The 18,382-nt window shown below is 39.5% G+C and carries 20 protein-coding genes, 11 tRNA genes and 1 rRNA gene; 2 read left to right on the forward strand and 30 right to left on the reverse strand.

Annotation, left to right across the window (positions count from 1 at the left end; all coding sequences use genetic code 11):
* From N7Z68_RS22325 to N7Z68_RS22385, 13 genes are all read right to left on the reverse strand, one after another.
* A 16S ribosomal RNA gene (locus N7Z68_RS22325) occupies nt 1–202 on the reverse strand; the annotation flags it as partial.
* Between the two features lie 187 nt (nt 203–389).
* Nucleotides 390–466, reverse strand: a tRNA-Ile gene (locus N7Z68_RS22330).
* 11 nt (nt 467–477) lie between these two features.
* Nucleotides 478–551: transfer RNA gene (locus N7Z68_RS22335), tRNA-Gly, on the reverse strand.
* A gap of 6 nt (nt 552–557) precedes the next feature.
* Nucleotides 558–634 (reverse strand) — tRNA-Pro (locus N7Z68_RS22340).
* Between the two features lie 7 nt (nt 635–641).
* A tRNA-Arg gene (locus tag N7Z68_RS22345) sits at nt 642–718 on the reverse strand.
* 25 nt (nt 719–743) lie between these two features.
* Nucleotides 744–829 (reverse strand) — tRNA-Leu (locus N7Z68_RS22350).
* 15 nt (nt 830–844) lie between these two features.
* Nucleotides 845–928 (reverse strand) — tRNA-Leu (locus N7Z68_RS22355).
* Between the two features lie 25 nt (nt 929–953).
* A tRNA-Asp gene (locus N7Z68_RS22360) sits at nt 954–1,029 on the reverse strand.
* A 62-nt stretch (nt 1,030–1,091) separates the two neighbouring features.
* Nucleotides 1,092–1,167: transfer RNA gene (locus N7Z68_RS22365), tRNA-Val, on the reverse strand.
* Between the two features lie 99 nt (nt 1,168–1,266).
* Nucleotides 1,267–1,341: transfer RNA gene (locus N7Z68_RS22370), tRNA-Glu, on the reverse strand.
* Between the two features lie 8 nt (nt 1,342–1,349).
* Nucleotides 1,350–1,440 (reverse strand) — tRNA-Ser (locus N7Z68_RS22375).
* Between the two features lie 2 nt (nt 1,441–1,442).
* Nucleotides 1,443–1,518 (reverse strand) — tRNA-Asn (locus N7Z68_RS22380).
* A gap of 124 nt (nt 1,519–1,642) precedes the next feature.
* The gene (locus N7Z68_RS22385; protein WP_275120664.1) at nt 1,643–2,110 is read right to left on the reverse strand and encodes a SprT family protein; all 468 of its coding nucleotides are present in this window, start codon (nt 2,108–2,110) and stop codon (nt 1,643–1,645) included.
* 108 nt (nt 2,111–2,218) lie between these two features.
* Here N7Z68_RS22385 and cmpA point away from each other — a divergent pair, with 108 nt between their 5' ends.
* Nucleotides 2,219–2,359, forward strand: coding sequence for a cortex morphogenetic protein CmpA (gene cmpA, locus N7Z68_RS22390; protein WP_275120665.1), 141 nt, complete (start codon nt 2,219–2,221; stop codon nt 2,357–2,359).
* A 28-nt stretch (nt 2,360–2,387) separates the two neighbouring features.
* Here the strand turns inward: cmpA and N7Z68_RS22395 are convergent, their stop codons facing one another.
* The 14 genes from N7Z68_RS22395 to acpS form a co-directional block, all read right to left on the reverse strand.
* Nucleotides 2,388–4,544 (reverse strand): Tex family protein, encoded by a 2,157-nt coding sequence (locus N7Z68_RS22395; RefSeq protein WP_373323216.1) that lies wholly within the window; start codon nt 4,542–4,544, stop codon nt 2,388–2,390.
* Nucleotides 4,545–4,766: 222 nt separating this feature from the next.
* Nucleotides 4,767–5,369: a PP2C family serine/threonine-protein phosphatase gene (locus tag N7Z68_RS22400; protein WP_275120666.1), complete on the reverse strand. Its 603-nt coding sequence runs from the start codon at nt 5,367–5,369 to the stop codon at nt 4,767–4,769.
* Nucleotides 5,366–6,154, reverse strand: a complete 789-nt coding sequence (sigB, locus tag N7Z68_RS22405) for an RNA polymerase sigma factor SigB (protein WP_275120667.1) — start codon at nt 6,152–6,154, stop codon at nt 5,366–5,368. The genes N7Z68_RS22400 and sigB overlap by 4 nt, the downstream gene beginning before the upstream one ends.
* Nucleotides 6,123–6,599 carry an anti-sigma B factor RsbW gene (gene rsbW, locus N7Z68_RS22410; protein ID WP_275120668.1) on the reverse strand — a complete coding sequence of 159 codons (477 nt, stop codon included), beginning with the start codon at nt 6,597–6,599 and terminating at the stop codon, nt 6,123–6,125. The genes sigB and rsbW overlap by 32 nt, the downstream gene beginning before the upstream one ends.
* Nucleotides 6,596–6,928, reverse strand: coding sequence for an anti-sigma factor antagonist (locus N7Z68_RS22415; RefSeq protein WP_275120669.1), 333 nt, complete (start codon nt 6,926–6,928; stop codon nt 6,596–6,598). The genes rsbW and N7Z68_RS22415 overlap by 4 nt, the downstream gene beginning before the upstream one ends.
* Nucleotides 6,929–6,981: 53 nt before the next feature.
* Entirely contained in the window at nt 6,982–8,004 is a 1,023-nt protein-coding gene (locus N7Z68_RS22420) for a PP2C family protein-serine/threonine phosphatase (protein WP_275120670.1), read from the reverse strand.
* A 12-nt stretch (nt 8,005–8,016) separates the two neighbouring features.
* A complete protein-coding gene (locus N7Z68_RS22425; protein WP_275120671.1) occupies nt 8,017–8,427 on the reverse strand; it encodes an anti-sigma regulatory factor in 411 nt (136 codons plus the stop codon).
* A 2-nt stretch (nt 8,428–8,429) separates the two neighbouring features.
* A complete protein-coding gene (locus N7Z68_RS22430) occupies nt 8,430–8,786 on the reverse strand; it encodes an STAS domain-containing protein (RefSeq protein ID WP_275120708.1) in 357 nt (118 codons plus the stop codon).
* Between the two features lie 32 nt (nt 8,787–8,818).
* A complete protein-coding gene (rsbRA, locus tag N7Z68_RS22435; RefSeq protein WP_275120672.1) occupies nt 8,819–9,637 on the reverse strand; it encodes an RsbT co-antagonist protein RsbRA in 819 nt (272 codons plus the stop codon).
* Nucleotides 9,638–10,467: 830 nt separating this feature from the next.
* The gene (locus N7Z68_RS22440; protein ID WP_075387512.1) at nt 10,468–10,818 is read right to left on the reverse strand and encodes a type II toxin-antitoxin system PemK/MazF family toxin; all 351 of its coding nucleotides are present in this window, start codon (nt 10,816–10,818) and stop codon (nt 10,468–10,470) included.
* A 3-nt stretch (nt 10,819–10,821) separates the two neighbouring features.
* On the reverse strand, nt 10,822–11,106 hold the full coding sequence (locus tag N7Z68_RS22445; RefSeq protein WP_075387513.1) for a CopG family ribbon-helix-helix protein: 285 nt from the start codon (nt 11,104–11,106) through the stop codon (nt 10,822–10,824).
* A gap of 110 nt (nt 11,107–11,216) precedes the next feature.
* Nucleotides 11,217–12,395 carry an alanine racemase gene (gene alr / locus N7Z68_RS22450; protein ID WP_275120673.1) on the reverse strand — a complete coding sequence of 393 codons (1,179 nt, stop codon included), beginning with the start codon at nt 12,393–12,395 and terminating at the stop codon, nt 11,217–11,219.
* Between the two features lie 215 nt (nt 12,396–12,610).
* On the reverse strand, nt 12,611–13,627 hold the full coding sequence (locus N7Z68_RS22455; RefSeq protein ID WP_275120674.1) for a LolA family protein: 1,017 nt from the start codon (nt 13,625–13,627) through the stop codon (nt 12,611–12,613).
* Nucleotides 13,628–14,006: 379 nt separating this feature from the next.
* A complete protein-coding gene (gene acpS / locus N7Z68_RS22460) occupies nt 14,007–14,369 on the reverse strand; it encodes a holo-ACP synthase (RefSeq protein ID WP_275120675.1) in 363 nt (120 codons plus the stop codon).
* Nucleotides 14,370–14,550: 181 nt separating this feature from the next.
* Between acpS and N7Z68_RS22465 the strand changes: the two genes are divergently transcribed.
* On the forward strand, nt 14,551–15,297 hold the full coding sequence (locus N7Z68_RS22465) for a rhomboid family intramembrane serine protease (protein WP_275120676.1): 747 nt from the start codon (nt 14,551–14,553) through the stop codon (nt 15,295–15,297).
* A 253-nt stretch (nt 15,298–15,550) separates the two neighbouring features.
* Here the strand turns inward: N7Z68_RS22465 and N7Z68_RS22470 are convergent, their stop codons facing one another.
* The 3 genes from N7Z68_RS22470 to N7Z68_RS22480 form a co-directional block, all read right to left on the reverse strand.
* Nucleotides 15,551–16,105 carry a hypothetical protein gene (locus N7Z68_RS22470; RefSeq protein ID WP_275120677.1) on the reverse strand — a complete coding sequence of 185 codons (555 nt, stop codon included), beginning with the start codon at nt 16,103–16,105 and terminating at the stop codon, nt 15,551–15,553.
* Nucleotides 16,062–16,385 (reverse strand): DUF2325 domain-containing protein, encoded by a 324-nt coding sequence (locus N7Z68_RS22475; RefSeq protein ID WP_275120678.1) that lies wholly within the window; start codon nt 16,383–16,385, stop codon nt 16,062–16,064. The genes N7Z68_RS22470 and N7Z68_RS22475 overlap by 44 nt, the downstream gene beginning before the upstream one ends.
* 295 nt (nt 16,386–16,680) lie before the next feature.
* Nucleotides 16,681–18,366, reverse strand: a complete 1,686-nt coding sequence (locus N7Z68_RS22480) for an ABC transporter permease (RefSeq protein WP_275120679.1) — start codon at nt 18,364–18,366, stop codon at nt 16,681–16,683.
* Between the last annotated feature and the right edge of the window lie 16 nt (nt 18,367–18,382).

Below are 18,382 nucleotides of genomic sequence, written 5' to 3' on the forward strand. Positions count from 1 at the left end.
GACACCATGTGGTGTCACTGATTATCCGGTATTAGCTCCGGTTTCCCGAAGTTATCCCAGTCTACAGGGCAGGTTGCCCACGTGTTACTCACCCGTCCGCCGCTAACCTCATAAGAGCAAGCTCTTAATTGGTCCGCTCGACTTGCATGTATTAGGCACGCCGCCAGCGTTCGTCCTGAGCCAGGATCAAACTCTCCATAAAAGTGTTTGATATAGCTCATTGTCACAAACGTGACGTTTTTAAAACATTGACGAGATATCATGTATCTCATTTATTTCGCTTGGCTTTTTGTTCAGTTTTCAAAGAACTTTTTTTGCGTCTTAAAAGCGACTTCTCTATATTATAATAGTATTTAAATGAAGTCAACACTTTTTAAAAACTTTTTTTCTGGTGGGCCTAAGTGGACTCGAACCACCGACCTCACGCTTATCAGGCGTGCGCTCTAACCAGCTGAGCTATAGGCCCCAAAAATAAAATGGAGCGGGTGATGGGAATCGAACCCACGACATCAGCTTGGAAGGCTGAGGTTTTACCATTAAACTACACCCGCATATGATGGTCGGGAAGACAGGATTTGAACCTGCGACCCCCTGGTCCCAAACCAGGTGCTCTACCAAGCTGAGCCACTTCCCGTATGTTATGGCGCGCCCTGAGAGATTCGAACTCCCGACCTTTTGATTCGTAGTCAAACACTCTATCCAGCTGAGCTAAGGGCGCTTCTATTTTATTCAGTATAATATATTGGTGCGGCCGAGAGGACTCGAACCTCCACGGGGTTGCCCCCACTAGCCCCTCAAGCTAGCGCGTCTGCCATTCCGCCACGACCGCTTTATAATCGCACATTGGTGCGGGTGAAGGGACTCGAACCCCCACGTCAAAGACACTAGATCCTAAGTCTAGCGCGTCTGCCAATTCCGCCACACCCGCTTAGTTTTCTTTTATAAATTAAAAATGGCGGTCCCGACGGGAATCGAACCCGCGATCTCCTGCGTGACAGGCAGGCATGTTAACCGCTACACCACGGGACCACAAACCGCTACAAAGTTATTAAATGATGAAAAACACAAAAGTGTTACAACAAGTTAATATATGGTGGAGGATGACGGGCTCGAACCGCCGACCCCCTGCTTGTAAGGCAGGTGCTCTCCCAGCTGAGCTAATCCTCCATACTGGTTATAAGATGTGAAAGCTTAGTCGCTACAGTGTATGAAAAACCTTCCAAACACGTTTAGTTCTAGCCTTCAACTACTTTTCAATTTCTATATTGGTGACCCGTACGGGATTCGAACCCGTGTTACCGCCGTGAAAGGGCGGTGTCTTAACCGCTTGACCAACGGGCCAATATGACTGGCGGAGAAGGAGGGATTTGAACCCTCGCGCCGGTTACCCGACCTATACCCTTAGCAGGGGCACCTCTTCAGCCACTTGAGTACTTCTCCATTGGCTCCACAGGCAGGACTCGAACCTGCGACCGATCGGTTAACAGCCGATTGCTCTACCAACTGAGCTACTGTGGAATAATTATCGGACTTGAACTATCTTACACGAATACGATCAAGACGTCAAGTTCATTTTGAAAAATATCGCAATTACTTAGACAAGCTGTCTTGTAGCGACTTCTATAATATATCACACAACATTTTAATGGTCAACATCCATTTTTAGCATCCTTAATTTTCCGCCACACTTACCACAAGCATATCGTGATAGGTCAAACTTTCTTTTTCTAGTGTACTTTAATGAACAGCTTGTACATTGAATAATATACCGTTTCTTGGAGTAAGATCTTTCATTAGAGAGTGCTTTACAGTATCTAGCTCCACCTACTTGTTTTAATAAATCTTTAAAATCCTTATCTTTATGTTGATAACCTTTCTTTTGTATGTGAAGGTGATAATGACATAACTCATGTTTAATAATGGAGATCAGCTCTTCTTCACCAAAAGCTTCATACTGTTTTGGATTAATTTCAATGTCATGGGTATGAAGCAAGTATCGCCCCCCTGTTGTTCTAAGGCGATGGTTAAATCGTGCTTGGTGGATAAATGGTCGTTTAAAATATGTTAAGGAAATTTCCTCAACCATGGATTGCAATTCTTCTTGCTTCACGACTTTTTTCTCCTTTAAATAAATTACTTTCAAATTTCTATCAACTTTGACAAACTGTTATACATATATTAATCATAGTAACATAAATGATTAAGGAGCTGCTAGCTTATGCCCTACTGGTTAAGAAAGCAACTAAAAGCTGCTTTCTTTCAAAAAAACCGTTATCAGATTAAATTGCTCAACCAGTGTTGGTTCTATTATCAAAAGACACATTTCAAAAGGAATACAGCAATTGAAAAAAGTAATTAATAAAAGGCTGACTAAGTCAGCCTTTTATTCATTCATTTATTTGTTTTTCAGGTTCAAGCATCGTTAAGGCCACTCTTTGCTTTTTCAGGTCAATATCATCAACCCAAACGGTAACAACCTCTCCTACCGCTACGACTTCTAGAGGGTGCTTCACAAAACGATTGCTTAATTTAGAAATATGGACGAGGCCATCTTGTTTTACACCAACGTCTATAAATGCACCGAAATCAACTACATTTCTTACAGTTCCTTGTAACTCCATTCCTTTTTGTAAATCTTCAAGTGCTAATACACCTTTTTTTAATAATGGCTTGGCTAAATCATCACGAGGGTCACGTCCCGGGCGAATTAGTGCATCAATGATATCCTTTAAGGTCGGTTCACCAATTCCTAATCTTTGCGCCATTTCTGATAAAGAAATTTGCTGAAGTTTTTCTTTTAAGGCATCTGTACCGAGTTCCTCCATGCTAGCGCCTACCGCTTCAAGTAATCTTTTTGTTTCCTTGTATGACTCCGGATGAATAGCCGTATTATCTAACGGGTTGTCCCCTTCAGGAATTCTCAAGAACCCAATACACTGTTCGTACGTTTTATCACCCAGTCTAGGCACTTTCTTTAATTGTTGGCGTGAAGCAAATTTCCCTTCTTCATTACGCTTTTTCACCACATTATTAGCAACCACCTTCGATAAGCCTGCCACATATTGAAGCAATGAAGGTGATGCTGTATTTACATTGACACCTACACGGTTTACAGCGGTCTCTACAACAAATCCTAAGGACTCCGCCAACCTTTTCTGAGAAACGTCATGCTGATATTGACCAACACCTACAGATTTCGGGTCAATTTTAACGAGCTCTGCTAATGGATCTTGTAACCTTCGAGCAATGGAAATCGCACTGCGTTCTTCAACTTGTAAATCTGGGAACTCTTCACGTCCAAGATCTGAAGCCGAATACACACTGGCTCCAGCTTCATTAACAATGAGGTAAGAAATCGGTAAGTTGTTTTCTTTGATTATATCAGCAATGAACTGTTCAGTTTCTCTCGATGCTGTACCGTTCCCTATCGCAATGACATCAATATTGTGCTGCTTGATTAATCGATTCACTACTTTTTTCGCTTCTTCTACTTTATTATGAGGCGGTGTTGGGTAAACCACTGTAATGTCTAAAACTTTCCCAGTATCATCTACGACACCTAACTTACAACCCGTTCGATAGGCTGGATCGACACCCAATACCGTGTGATCTTTAATAGGTGCTTGAAGTAATAGATTTTTTAAGTTCTCTGAAAAAATATGTATTGCCTGTTCTTCTGCTTTCGTCGTTAGTTCATTACGTATCTCGCGCTCTATTGAAGGTTCAATTAACCGCTTATACCCATCTTCAATCGCCTCTGTTACATATGGAACTGCGCCTGAATGATTGTTTTTTATGTAATTTCTATGCATATACGTTTCAATTCTCTGCACAGGGAATGTAACTCCAACACGTAAAATATCTTCTTTCTCACCACGATTCATAGCAAGAATACGGTGAGGAACGACTCGCTTAAGTGGCTCCTCATACTCATAGTACATTTCATAAATACCTTTTTCGTCTTTATCCGCATCTTTAGCTTTTGTAGAAATAACCCCTTCTTTAAAAGCAAGTTCTCTAATATGCTTACGAACATCAGCATCATCAGAAACCCATTCTGCAATAATGTCTTTAGCCCCTTGAAGTGCGTCTTCAATTGAAAGAACTTCATGTTCTTCAGAGATAAATTTTTTTGCTTCTTCTTCCACATCGGCTGCTTTCGGTAAAGAGAACAACCATCCTGCTAATGGTTCAAGACCTTTTTCTTTTGCTACCGTTGCTTTTGTACGACGCTTTTGTTTATACGGTCGATACAAATCTTCAACTTCTTGGAGCTTTCCTGCTTTTTCAATTGCGGCCTTTAATTCATCTGTAAGTTTTCCCTGTTCATCTATAAGACGAATGACCTCGCCTTTTCTTTCACTTAGGTTCACTGCATACTGCCACGTTTCCGTTATTGATCGGATTTGAACCTCATCGATCCCGCCTGTAAGCTCTTTTCGGTATCGAGCAATAAAAGGGACTGTATTTCCTTCCTCTATTAGTTCAATTACTTGCTGAATCGTTTTAGTTGGTAAATTTAATTCTTTACCTATTTTCATCATCATTTGTTGACGTTGTTCCGGGTTACTCAAGTTCATCTCTCCTCTATACACAACTTGCCATGTTAGCATTTCTTCTATTATATTGAATTATGCTCAAAAGTCGACTCTTCTAATAACCTTCGACAAATCACTCTCCAATCCTTTTATTAGAAAGTCAAACGTTCTAAAAGTAGTACAAAAAGGAGTCTGACACGATGAAACGCAGCCAGACCCCTTAATGATTCAATGTAATTGTCCAACGAGAAGCGTTAAGTCATCATCAACTGAACTCACATGTCTTTCAATAAATCGACCCGCCTCTTCCTGTGAACGCATATCTGTTAAGTTTTCGTGTTTTAATCCACTTAGCTTAATCCCATCTGAAAAAATGACAAAAATACTGCCAGGATCGTAAGGAAAACTCTCGGTCTTAACGTTAATTTTCCGACCCGATAAAAACCCGCGATAGGGAATCGGTCTAATCATTTGTCCTTTTGAAGAATAAAACAAAAAGCCAATATTGCCAATGTTGCTATAGTGAACCTCCCTGTCTTTCCGGTCAAATTTGATAACCGTTAATACAACCCCTCGCTTTGAGGCAAGACTTTTATTACATAGCTCCACTATTTTCTTTACATCTTCATGATGATTCTGTCTAATCACTTCCATTACCGTATCAGATGAAGCATACGCCTGTTCGCCGCTCCCTAACCCGTCAGAAACAGCACAGACAACATAATTTTCTTTTTCTACAACGACATAGGAATCCCCACATAACACATTTCCATTCTTCGGTTTCTGATAAGCTGAAATGCTCACATGTTGTTTTTTTTGAAATTCAATCATTTTAAACACTCGGTCGGTTTAACATCAATTGTTTCACGCAGCTTTTGAAGCGCTCTTCGTTGTAGTCTAGATACATGCATTTGAGAGATCCCTAATTGTTCTCCTGTCTCTTTTTGACTTAAGTTTTCATAATAGGTGAGTTGTAAAATCTGCCTCTCCCGCTCACTTAGAACAACAAACGCTTTTTCTAAAAGGATTTGGTGATCGGTTTGCTCGTACCCTTCTTCCGGGCGCCCAACAAGGTCTAACAACGTCGCCTCGCCACCTTCTTGATCCGCTTCAATCGGGCGGTCAACTGATAGTGCCTGATAACTTCTGCCCATTTCCATCGCCTCTAAAACTTCTTCGACAGAAACACCAATCAGTTCAGCAATTTCCTCAACCTTTGGAGAACGTTGGTATTCATTCGTCAATTCATCAACAGCCTTTTTAATTTTAGGCCCTAATTCTTTAATTCTCCTGGGAACATGAACACTCCATGTTTTATCGCGAATATACCGCTTAATTTCACCAATGACCGTAGGCACAGCAAAAGACTCAAAGCTCTTTCCTACAGTTGGATCGAATCGTCGAATAGCACCTAGCAACCCTAACATACCGACTTGGTAAAGGTCTTCTGCGTGTTCAGGCCCCTTTGCAAACTTGCGAGATAACGTTTGTACTAGCGACTTATAATGGTCTACTAATTTCGTCTGAGCCTCGTCCGATTCACTTTTTTGATACTGTGCAATCCATAACATTACACCATCTTGGCTATTGGGTCGTTGCTGAGGTTTCGTCGACATATCGTTCCACCCCATCTCTTCCTAAGTACTTCGTCATCATTAAAATAACACCGTCTTTTTCACTCATCTCCACCTTATCCATTAAAGTGTTGATGAGAAAGAGACCCAGCCCTCCTTCTTTTAACTCATTGATAGGCTGACTTGCATCAATCGGTCCTAACTGATCTCTTATGCCTTCTATATCAAAACTTTCTCCACTATCTGCCACAACTACTTCTAATCGGTCACTAAATACATGAAAGGTCACTGATATACAACCATCCCCTTCATAAGCGTGCTCTACAACGTTCGTACATGCTTCTGCAACAGCAATTTTTATATCTTCAATATCATCGTAAGTGTAGCCAATTCGATTTGCAATTCCAGAAACAGTCAAACGGATGACTCCTACATACTCTGGTTTTGCAGGAACTTTCATCTCGATGCGATCACTTTGACGGGTCATTGCTTTCCCTCCTTTTCTTGATCTTCAATATCGATCACTTCATCCAAACCAGTAATTTTAAATAATCTATGCAAACGGCTGGAAAGTCCTTGAAGTTGGATGTGGCTGTCATAATTGTGCGTAGATTTTAGGGCACCGATAAATATCCCCAATCCCGTACTATCAATATATTCCACATCAGATAAGTCAACAATAACTCTCATACCACTTTGCTCAGTTAGTGGTATTAATACCTCTCTTAATTTCGGCGCTGTAAAAGCATCAACTTCTCCTGATAAGTGTAATAAGTGTAAGTTTTCCTTGGTTTCTTGACGTATTTCTAAGTTCATAATACCCCTCCTGAGAAAATCCTTCTCCTTTTATTTACCACTCTATCATTTTTTTAAACCTTTCTTCGAATTACGATCATCGAAAAATCATCATTCAGTGAGAAATCTTGCAACTGAGCTAAATCATCGTAAATTTTCTCGACAATCTCTTGTGCCGTTAAGTGAATATAACGCCGAAGAAGTGCTGTAATTTCTTCACGTTCAATAAATTGATCTCCTATCCTGCATTCGGTAACACCATCAGAGAGTAAAACAATGACATCTCCAACATTCACTTCTAGCTTATACTCACGGAAATTAGTGTTGTTGGAAACTCCTAGTACAAGACCTTTTGCGTATAAATCAGTAAATCGATCTTGTTTCGCACTGTAGTAAAACCCTGGTTCATGGCCTGCACCTGAGTAAACAAAGCTGTGATCATTCGTGTCATACGATCCGTACATCATGGTAATAAACATACTAGGATCTATATTTTGTTCGACCACACGATTTAGGTTATTAAGTAAAGTGCTAGGTTCCAGAGTGTAAGCCGGCATACTATCGATCGCATATTTAATCATCGACATGCACATCGCCGCGGGTATACCTTTTCCAATAATATCGGCGATTGCGACTGCTAACTGACCGCTTTCATTTTTGACGCAATAATAATAATCTCCACTCATCTTCCCAGCCGGAACACTAATCACACCGATATCGACGTCTTGCATCTGCGGTATTTCTTTCGGCAAGAGGGTTTGTTGCATATTAGCAGCAACATCAATTTGCATTTCTAACTCTAGCTGCTTGTCCCTTAAGCTCTGATGTTCTCTGTAGGCTAATCCATATCCTACCATGATCTCAAGTAAAAACGAAAAAGATTCCTTGATGTCACTCGATAGATCGTCGAACATCTCTTCTAGTACGGCATAGTGTAAACTCACCATATCTTCTGGGGAAATTTGTTTCTCTAGCAGCCGCTTACTATACTGTTGAGCCTTATACAAGTCCTGTTCACTTTTATTTTCTAAGAATGCACGAAGTAAACCTTTATATTCGGATTCCAAAGTTAGATCGAGACTTTCAGCTTCAATCATCGCTTCCCCTCCTTATCTAAGCCATTTCGTTACCGTTATAACAGTTCCTTCCCCTACATTCGTTTCAATCTGAAAATCATCCATTAATCGTTTCACACCAGGGAGACCTGCGCCTAAGCCTCCAGAAGTGGTAAAACCATCTTCCATCACTTGCCGGATATCATCTATTCCTGGTCCCTCGTCGGATGCAATAATTTTAATTCCTTGTTGAAAAGAATTTTCGCTTGTTCCTATAACTCGTTCAATGCAAATTTTTCCCTGTTGTGCATATAAATAAATATTTCGAGCAAGTTCAGATATCGCTGTTGCAATTCTCGCTTGATCTACCGTGCCAAAACCAATTTCCTTTGCTAAGTTCCTCCCGGCTTGTCTAGCTGCAACAATCTCCCACTCACTTTTGACCTCTACACAAGATTGGGTCATCGTTACCCCTCCAATACTTGCTGCAACTTTTCCATCCCTTGCTCTAAATCGAGCGCCGTTTGGACACCACCTAACTCAATTCCCATATCAACTAGTGTGATGGCTACAGCAGGCTGTATTCCGGTTAGCACTACTTTAGTTCCCATTAAATTAGACATATCAACGACATCACCAAGTACTTTTGCAATAAATGAGTCAATCATTTCTACGCTTGTCAGGTCAATCACAACACCCATTGAACCTTCTTTATGAATTTTATTCAGTAAGTCTTCTTGAAACTGCAGTGCCGTTTGATCATCTAATTCGATTTGAACACTGACGAGTAAATAGTCTTTCAACTTTAAAATCGGTATTCGCATACTCATTCTTAGGCCACCTACTCCCTTACAATCTATAAATCTACCAATCGTTTATTTGTCAATTCAAACGCAGTTTCGACCCCTTTTCGAAGTGTACTCTTTGTCGGAAATTGACTTAGATCAATCCCCAAATTTACAATCGTTTGGGCAATTTCGGGCCTAATTCCAACTAGTATACATCTAGAACCAACTAAACGAACGGCTTCAGCTGCCTGAATGATATGGTGTGCCACCATCGTATCGACGACCGGTACCCCTGTTATATCAATTAAGACCACTTCCGCTCGATGCTTAATGACGCCATTTAATAGATTTTCCATTATGAGCTTCGCTCTAGCAGTATCAATCGTCCCAATAAGAGGCATGATTGAAATGTTTTCAAAAATCGGTATGAGCGGCGCCGACAGTTCTAATAAAGATAACTTTTGTAATTCAAACGTATTTTGCCATGAACCGGAATAATTATGGATCACTTTATTAATAATCCCATCAATCCAAGTTTCAATTTCATAGAATAATGAAACGATTCTTTTACTATCGCTTTCTCTTTCTGTTAACATCTCTAAAATAACACGACGAAACGCTTGTAATCCCTGAGTAATATATTCCAGCTGCATCCCCGCACGTACTAAACGCTCCGAGTACTGCCCAATTCGCTCAGTCGCCTCTACTTGACTCCAATGCAATGTATCAAGAATTAATTCAACAAATTCCTGGTTCGTACTATCAAACACATGTTCAGTTACATTTTTCATGTACGTTTCCTTACGAACGGCTTCAATTTCTTTAAGCCACCGTGCTTTTAAATCTGCTTTATTTTGTAAAATAATTTCAATAATATCTGGTTGCAATTCCGACACCTCCATATCATTCTATTATTTCATGTTCACAGAAAAGTTGCAAAAGATGTACTTGGTAGAAAGGCGGAAGTGCCCGGTTAGCGACGTAGGGACTGGAGCCCTCCGTATGAGATAAAGGAAACACGATGAGTGCAACGAGTCGATGTTGACTTATCGTAAGGAGGAGAGCGAAGTCCACTAGGCGCTGGGCACTGCAGCTAGACAATAGAAAGGCGGAAGGTAAACTGCTTAGTGGTGACACAAGAATGAAACGCATATCCGAGTCAAGCCTAGAATTGGTATTGTAACCAAGGAAATGGCCTTGTCCCACTTTTAGCGGACTGAGAGGCCCCTATTTGAACCAAACGGCCATGTTAGAGCATTTCGCGGACTGAGAGGCTCTTATTTGCATCAAATTAAAGAAAATTACCTTTAAAATTGGTATATAAGGGCTTCTGAGTCCTCTAAAATTAATAAAGAGCAACTTTTAACTGGAATAAGGGCCTGTGAGTCCCCTAATTTAATTCCCTTGTTAATCTCAATACAACAAAATCCCACATATGGTAAAAAATATATGAAGTTAGATGAACAAAGCAACCCATACAGCCAACACGGCAGACATCGATTAAACAGATAGTAAAAATCCCAATGCCCTCGCCTGTTTATACACCCACCACCCGTAGACCACAAAAACAACGTGTGAATTCACACTTCACACGCCCAATTAATACTTATATATATCCACAACTCACACAGCCACTCCATCTCAGAAAAAAATAAAAAAGCTACCTCATCTTTTTAGGAGAAGTAACTTTTTCAGCATTTACTGTAAACTTAAAAAATTAAAAATTAATAAGACCTAAACTAATTTGAAGCGCATCATCCACGCGACTCATCATGTCGTCGTCCAAATGTGTGATTTTGTCAGTTAGTCGTTGTTTATCAATCGTCCTAATTTGTTCTAACAAGATCACCGAATCTCGGTCAAATCCATAACGCTTAGCGTTAATCTCTACATGAGTCGGTAACTTTGCTTTTTGAATTTGGGCTGTTATCGCCGCGACGATGACAGTTGGACTAAACCGATTCCCGATATCGTTTTGAATGATGAGAACAGGCCTAACTCCACCTTGCTCTGAACCAACAACAGGAGATAGGTCAGCAAAGTAAACATCGCCACGTTTTACAATCAACAGCTACACCCCACTAACTAAGCGATCTAGGGTGTGCTCTGCTTCCTCCTCAGCAAGAAAGGCTTCTGATGCAATGTTTAAATTGATCTTTGCCATTTCCATATAACCCTGCTGCATCGACTCACGAATTTGACGTCTTTTTCGTTCTCGAAGATACATCTTTGTAGCTTGGGAGATAAATTCACTCCGGTTAACATTTTCCTGTTTAACTACCCCATCTACTTCGTTTAAAAGGTTCTGCGGCAAACTAATCATAATTCGCTTTGTGGCTTGTTCAGACACAAACATACACCCCCAACGTACGGTACGACCTATTTACATTCCGTTATAATAATAGCACTCTCTAGGCTGAATTGCAAAGTCGTTCTTCATTATTTTTTTAGTTAATATTTTTTTCATTACAGTACTAATTTGTTTTTTACAGCATATACCTCGCCGTTCTTGATATAAACTCTTGGGATTCTCGGACCAATCATACAAGGAATTTCATAATTAATCGTTGATAATCGTTTAGCAATATCGTCAACAGAAATCATTTGATCTCCTTGCGCACCGATTAATGTTACCTTTGAACCTACCGGAATTTCGTAAGGTAATTTTACCATACATTGATCCATACATATCCTGCCAACAAATGGAACATACTGTCCGTCTACTAATACTTTTCCATTTTGTGAAGAGTGATAGCGGAACCAACCATCTGCATAACCGATAGGAATTGTACCTATCCATTCCCACTCTTTGGTTTTATATGTTGCACCATAACTGATTCCTTCTTCAGGTGGAACATGTTTAACTTGTATGAGCTTGGAATGTAGAGTAAATGCTTCTTTGAGTTGAACAGGCAGTTTATCTTTTATTTCCATTGAAGGGGTAAGGCCGTACATCGAAATCCCTAGGCGAAACATATTAAATGCTTTCTCAGGGTGCATTAAACCTGTTGCACTGTTGCCACAATGAATAATCGAAATGTCCACTTTCCACTCTTCTAACAAGCTTATTAGTTGTGTAAATCGTTCGTGTTGCTTATTAAAATAAACATCACACAGTTCATCAGCAGTAGCAAAATGAGTGTATATTCCTTCTATCTCAAAGCGTTGATCTTCTTGGATAAGCTCAATTACAGCTTTTCCCTCTTTTTCTTCTCTTATACCAATTCTCGCCATCCCTGTATCGAATTTCACATGAATTTTTATACACTTATCACCACGATAGACTGTTTTGGCTCTTTCTAACCATTCAGCTGAGAAGACCGTGATAGTAATATCATGCTTGGCTGCTACTTCTAAATCCTCAGGACGAATAGCACCTAGGACTAATATAGGTGCTTTAATATCGGCATGGCGTAATTGAATCGCTTCATCTAAAACCGCAACGGCTAAGTAAGAAGCACCGGCTTCCAGTGCTGCTTCAGCTACAGGAACTGCACCATGACCATAACCGTCTGCCTTTACAACTGCCATAATATCCATTTTATGTTGAAAACTCGCTTTAATATTCCGAACATTTTCTTTTATACAATCAAGGTTAACTTCAACCCATGTATCACGATAAAAAGAGTCATTCCAACGTTGCAAAGCGCTCTCCACCTTCCAAAATGCAGCTATTTCTCTTTATTGTGATTATCGTTTTCTTTGTACTAACTGTCAACAATTCTAAAGTCGTATTCATAAAAAGAAAGAGGCTGACTATTCGTATCTAAGCCTCGTCTGTACAGTATAATTGGTTTTCATTATATCAAGTACAAATGTTGGCAAAGTTACTTAGATCAGCCTCCAACCTATTTATTCAGTTATTTTTCCAATGTCCCGTAAACCGAACGAGCAATAGACATCATTTCTTCAGCCTCTAGGTCGTTCGATGCTAGGTAGAAGTCCACTCCTTGATACGTCCACATAAGTGAACCATTGGACATGACACCAACAGTAAATCCTAAGTCTACTGGATCACCAGAACTTACATTCATCGGTGTACTCGCTGGAACAACACGGCTCTTTTCTTGGATTAAAGTAAAGTTATTTTCTCCAGAATACGTAAGAACGACTTTTTCACCGTCTTCAGTTCGAACCGTTTCTGAATTTGTTAATGCAGTACCTTGTGGTTCATACATCGGATAAAGTACAGTCAATGGCGACGCCTCTTCTGCTAACGTCGGCACTTCTTGCCCCATCTGTGCAGCTGTCATGTTACGTTCCATATCAAAATCATCTTCATTGAAGCTAGGATTCATTGAAAACGAACTGAACGTCACTTGCACAAGTGGCTGTAGGTCGGTATTCATGATCTTTACAGATGCAGGTGTAAGATCTTTCTTGTTCAGCATAATTTCTTGACTGTTTAAGTTTTTGTTTTGATAATTTGTTTTCGTTTGAAACACATAGTGATCTTCAGTTGCTTGGAATGTACGATCCGGGTCGTTTAAAATATCAGCAATTAAAGATTCGTATAAGTAGACTTGGCTGTTGTTTTTTGGCCAGTCACTTTGAAAACGGAAGCTCTTATTTAAAGCTGGTGTTAAAACGAACACCCCGTCATCGTTACGAAGAATGATTTGACTTTGGTTCTTCTCATCATTCTTTAACGCTACACGATAATGATTTTCTACCTGATGCCATACTTCAACATCATACTGCTGCGGTTCTTTTCCTGTTTGTAATACCATGGTAGCATCTGTCTTATAGCCGGTCATTTCGCTAAGCTTTTGATCTAATCCTTCAATAATGTCCTCCTGCGTTTTTTCACCGCAACCCGCTAATACAAGAGTGAGAATGACGCTGACGAACAATGCAACTAGTCCTTTCCTTCTCACTACAGTTCACCCCTTCGTCTCATATTTCACGACAAAAGAAAGACATCAGTTATACGTTTCAAGTAATTGTCTTACGAGCAAAGGAAGAAATGCGTGCCTATCATTTAATTTGTAATGTCACGGATCTGAAGTCAAAGCAATAGCCGACAGAAGATATCCCTCAGAAACTCCTAGCTAAGAAGTTTATCAATGATGACATTGTAAAAGAAGTCCGAGTTCTTTTCATTTCTATCGCTTATCACAAACCCCGTGTTAGACATTTATAATTAATAGCGCACGTCCTAACACTCCAAGACTATGAGTCAATTACTCTTGTTGTAAACTGGCTTTCTCCTAACCGCACTATCACTATATGAGACAAACTCACACAATATGCAGACTAGCTTGACAAGCTTTCAATAATTACTTGAGCAACTGCAAATTCTTTTGAGTGAGAGATGGATAAATGTACTGTTTCATCGCCTTTCCAAATTAGCTTCGGTTTCCCAGTTTGTACATCATTAACAACCTCAACATCCTGCCAGCCAACTTCTTTGGAAATACCAGTACCTAGCGCTTTAACGAATGCTTCCTTAGCAGCAAAACGCCCTGCCACAAATTCAATTTGCCGATGTTTTGAGAGGGTGTTGAATTTTTTTCTTTCATTTGGTGTTAAAATTCGCAAGACAAATTTTTCTGTTCGCTCCATCGCCTTTTGAATTCTTCCAATTTCTACAATATCAATTCCTGTTCCTTTTATCATTGATTTGTTCTCCTTCGTTTTGTACCACCATTATTCCCTACTCTTGTTAAGGTTCAAACTTATCTATATTTAACATACCAATTTGAAGTAGTGATATTCTCAACTTGCAATCATAAACTTATCATAACCTGTTCATTTCATGGTAGTATGGAAGAGAAATGAAGTAAAAAGGTGGTTTTCTATGTTTATACGAAATGAAAGCTTTTACTCTTTCCGACGTAATTATCCTGTCATTACAGTTATTGTAGCTATTCACCTTATTCTTTTTGTTTGGATGAACTTTCTGCCTTTTGGTTATCTCGTTCGTAATATTGGGATCGGTTTTAATCCAGCCGTTGCACAAGGTGAATACTGGCGTCTCATTACACCTATCTTTATGCATTTAGGCGTAGGTCACGTCCTATTTAATTCATTCTCACTCGTTTTATTCGGCCCGGCACTAGAAAAGATGCTTGGTAAAGTTAAATTTATTTCAATCTATCTATTAGCAGGAATTATTGCAAACATTGCTACTTTTTATTTAGGCGGTCTTTCATATCCGCCACATTTAGGGGCTTCGGGAGCCATCTTTGGTTTATTCGGTGTATATCTTTACATGGTTTTAAACAGAAAAGATTTAATTGATCAAGCCAATTCACAAGTCGTTATGACGATTTTGATTATTGGTCTCGTTATGACGTTCGTAAACACCAATATTAATATTCTAGCCCATTTATTCGGTTTAATAGGAGGCGCAGCACTTGCACCTATTTTCCTGGCCAATGCACGACCTTTTTATGCGTATCGCCACGTTCATGATCCAGACGAAGTATCTTTCAATCCAAACCGTTGGCGTAAACGCCGTTTGAACGGTGCAACCTTCCAAAAGGCACTTTGGATTGGGTTTGGTATACTAGTAGTCATCGGTATTTTAATTCGCTTTTTTTAAGCAGATATGACGAAATAACAGAACTATAAGGGAAAAGGGCTGACTTAAAAAAGTCAGCTCTTTTTCCTTATTATTTAAAATATCGATCCATTCTTCTTCCATATAAAGACCATTTTCCTTACATTTCTTCTTTGGTTTGTCCTTCATCCGTTTTATGAAGGACACTTCCCTGCAGTTCTTCCATGTTATGTCCTTCAGCAATTCAACCATTTTAAAACAAAAAAAATAAAAATGGGCACCTTAGCACTCATTTTTATTTCCGGTCATATAACTTATATACATTTCCATCTACCAAAGAGTAAATGCTGATGTAGAGTAAACCTGTTGTCCCTTTTTTCACTAAGTATTTTTTCACCTGGTTACAGATCACCTCTGCCTCTTGTTGATTTGTTTCCATAAGGAATACAGTAGCTCGCATACCATTATCATTCGCTAATTTGTTCATAATAACGAGCTGATCATTTATGAAATGAGAACTTCCACCTTCATTATAGGATAGCCCTTTTAATAATGTGTCTGTTGTTTTAGCCAAGACCGTGTAATAATCTGTTGATCTTGAAAAATGATCGATATTTACTTTTTTCCAGTGTTCTGCGATTAGCAATAGAACGTGATAGGCATTTCTATCCTGTTCACCAATGTTGAAATAACCTTCTATTACGTTATTAACAATAGATTGTAATTCAATGCTTAGATTTTCTTGAACTAAGAGATTTGATTTTTGAAAACCAATATGACTTCTAGACATTTGTTGCACCTTCGTTTCAGTTTGAAATTTGACAGTTCGTTTTATTTGGACAGCCTTCATACTGACAGCTTCCAATTGCTTGATAGATTGAACACCAAGACCGCTTCGCGTAACAAATAGGTACACCTTGTTCATTCGCTTTCTTTTTTAGAACAGAAGATAAATTGTGATTTATGTAATCAGTTAGAACGAGTACTAAATCGACGTGAGCTGGAATTTCCCGTTTCACTTGCTGAACTTTCCTCCCGCTGACATGAATGACTTCATTAAACCCTACGGTAGCTAATTTACTTGGAATTTTACCTAAATGATCGGCACCGACAATAAGAAGAGCTGACACATTTAATTCCTCCTTTAATTTTTCAATTGATAATAACTCTCATTTTCATTAACTCTATTTTAATTGATAATGATTATCGGTGTCAATGTGTTTACGGAAAATTAATAAAGAAAACACACTGATTAGCGTGCTTTAGATCAGAGACGTTTGCACACTTCATCCCTTACGTCCAACGCTGACAATTTTTTCTTGAAATGCAAAAAAGACTGACTCCGAATGCTTGTCTTAACCATCTCAACAAAGAGACAGGACAAACACTATAGAATCAGCCTTTCATTTTTAAACAAACGTTTATTTAATATTTTTTCAACAAGTATCGTAACGGAATAATGGATACAAGAATAATAATTAAAGCAGATGGCGCAGCCAAGTAATAAAACGCCTCTTTTGCTTCAACATAAACCCTTACTGCTAACGTATCAAACCCTGGTGGTCGAAGCATTAGTGTTGCCGGCAGTTCTTTTATTGAACTAACAAATACAAGCGCTCCTCCAGCTAGTACACCTGGCAGTATCGAAGGTAAAATAACTTTAAACATGACTTTCCAAGGTGGTTGTCCTAAACTTCGTGCTGCTTCATCAATCCTTGGCGATACTAGACTTAATGATGCTTCTCCTGCTTGCATCGCTTGTGGCAAGAACCGGACAACAAAAGCGAGAGCTACCATATAGAATGTATTGTATAGAGCCGGGATGTGATTATTAAAGATAAAGATCATCCCTAGAGCAACGATTACACCAGGCAATGCATATCCTGCATAACTTAATTTATCAATGGTACTAGAAATCACCGACGGATAGCGAGACTTCAAATAGATGATCGGCATCGCTAAAATCATACACAATAAGGCCGCAAACCCTGAAACTCGCAGGCTGTTCCAAGCAAATCCAAAGAAACGTTCATCAAGTGCACCCATGCCAATTCCAATAATCGACCAATACACAAGTACAGCAATCGGTAATAGCACAGATACAAAAAACACAGTACCTACAAAAAACATCGTTGGAACTTTCCACTTTCCTAAAGATAAGATATCCGGCTCTTTAAATGTATTGGACGTCTGATAATACTTACTCTTCTTCCTTGTTTTTGCCTCAATCCATAAAATTACAACTGTCAGTAATATAAGGACTAAACTTAAAACCGAAGCTGAAGCGGTATCAAAGCTTGCTCGTTGAAAGTAAATGGCAGCTGTAAATGTAACATAACGCATCATCGCAATCGCGCCAAAGTCCGATAAAACGTATAACGAGATGAGGATCGCACCAGCTCCAATTGCCGGTCGTAAAAACGGCAAATTAACTTTCCAAAAGATTTGTCGTGTGTTCATCCCTTGCGATCGAGCCACTTCCTCAAAATTACGATTCATCTTTCGAAGGGAAGCACTTGCAATTAAAAATACATACGGGTACGTAAACATCGTTAAAACGAAGAATACACCCCAAAATGAATAGATATTTATCGGGTAATCACCAAGGAAATTCACTAACCACGGTGTATCGCGCCAAAAGTCACGAACCCATCCGGTCGGCCCAAAGACAATAATATAGGTCATTGCACCAACGTATGGTGGAATCACGAGAGGTAGTGCTAATAACCATTGCCACATTTTTCGACCTGGTATATCGGTTCGCACGACAACCCATGCTAATGTAACCCCAATCGCAACCGCGCAAACGGTTACAGCAAACGTTAGTGAAAACGTATCCCATAATAGTTGCGGTATTCGTCCATCTAACAAACGCTTCCACCGATCTACTCCTGCAAATAGTGACTGCCAGATAACATAAATGATAGGTACTGACATGATTAATCCGGTAAATAATCCGAACAAAAGTAATACAGTACCTGGTGGATTACCTCGCCAAATATCCATCCACTTTCTTCTAAAGAAACGGAGAATGGTTGGAGAGAAATTCTCTCCAACCTTGGCATTTTGATCCTTATTCAATTCATTTTTACGTTGATTCTCATTACTCATTATGCCCTCTCCTAAG

It is taken from the genome of Alkalihalobacterium chitinilyticum (assembly GCF_029028005.1).
GTDB lineage: Bacteria > Bacillota > Bacilli > Bacillales > Bacillaceae_F > Alkalihalobacterium > Alkalihalobacterium chitinilyticum.

Excerpts from the sequence above, each read along its gene's own strand:
- cmpA (WP_275120665.1), top strand. The coding sequence starts at position 2,219 with ATGCCCTACTGGTTAAGAAAGCAACTAAAAGCTGCTTTCTTTCAAAAA.
- N7Z68_RS22395 (WP_373323216.1), bottom strand. The coding sequence starts at position 4,544 with ATGATGAAAATAGGTAAAGAATTAAATTTACCAACTAAAACGATTCAG.
- N7Z68_RS22400 (WP_275120666.1), bottom strand. The coding sequence starts at position 5,369 with ATGATTGAATTTCAAAAAAAACAACATGTGAGCATTTCAGCTTATCAG.
- sigB (WP_275120667.1), bottom strand. The coding sequence starts at position 6,154 with ATGTCGACGAAACCTCAGCAACGACCCAATAGCCAAGATGGTGTAATG.
- rsbW (WP_275120668.1), bottom strand. The coding sequence starts at position 6,599 with ATGACCCGTCAAAGTGATCGCATCGAGATGAAAGTTCCTGCAAAACCA.
- N7Z68_RS22415 (WP_275120669.1), bottom strand. The coding sequence starts at position 6,928 with ATGAACTTAGAAATACGTCAAGAAACCAAGGAAAACTTACACTTATTA.
- N7Z68_RS22420 (WP_275120670.1), bottom strand. The coding sequence starts at position 8,004 with ATGATTGAAGCTGAAAGTCTCGATCTAACTTTGGAATCCGAATATAAA.
- N7Z68_RS22425 (WP_275120671.1), bottom strand. The coding sequence starts at position 8,427 with ATGACCCAATCTTGTGTAGAGGTCAAAAGTGAGTGGGAGATTGTTGCA.
- N7Z68_RS22430 (WP_275120708.1), bottom strand. The coding sequence starts at position 8,786 with ATGCGAATACCGATTTTAAAGTTGAAAGACTATTTACTCGTCAGTGTT.
- N7Z68_RS22445 (WP_075387513.1), bottom strand. The coding sequence starts at position 11,106 with ATGTTTGTGTCTGAACAAGCCACAAAGCGAATTATGATTAGTTTGCCG.
- acpS (WP_275120675.1), bottom strand. The coding sequence starts at position 14,369 with ATGATAAAAGGAACAGGAATTGATATTGTAGAAATTGGAAGAATTCAA.
- N7Z68_RS22465 (WP_275120676.1), top strand. The coding sequence starts at position 14,551 with ATGTTTATACGAAATGAAAGCTTTTACTCTTTCCGACGTAATTATCCT.
- N7Z68_RS22470 (WP_275120677.1), bottom strand. The coding sequence starts at position 16,105 with ATGAAGGCTGTCCAAATAAAACGAACTGTCAAATTTCAAACTGAAACG.
- N7Z68_RS22480 (WP_275120679.1), bottom strand. The coding sequence starts at position 18,366 with ATGAGTAATGAGAATCAACGTAAAAATGAATTGAATAAGGATCAAAAT.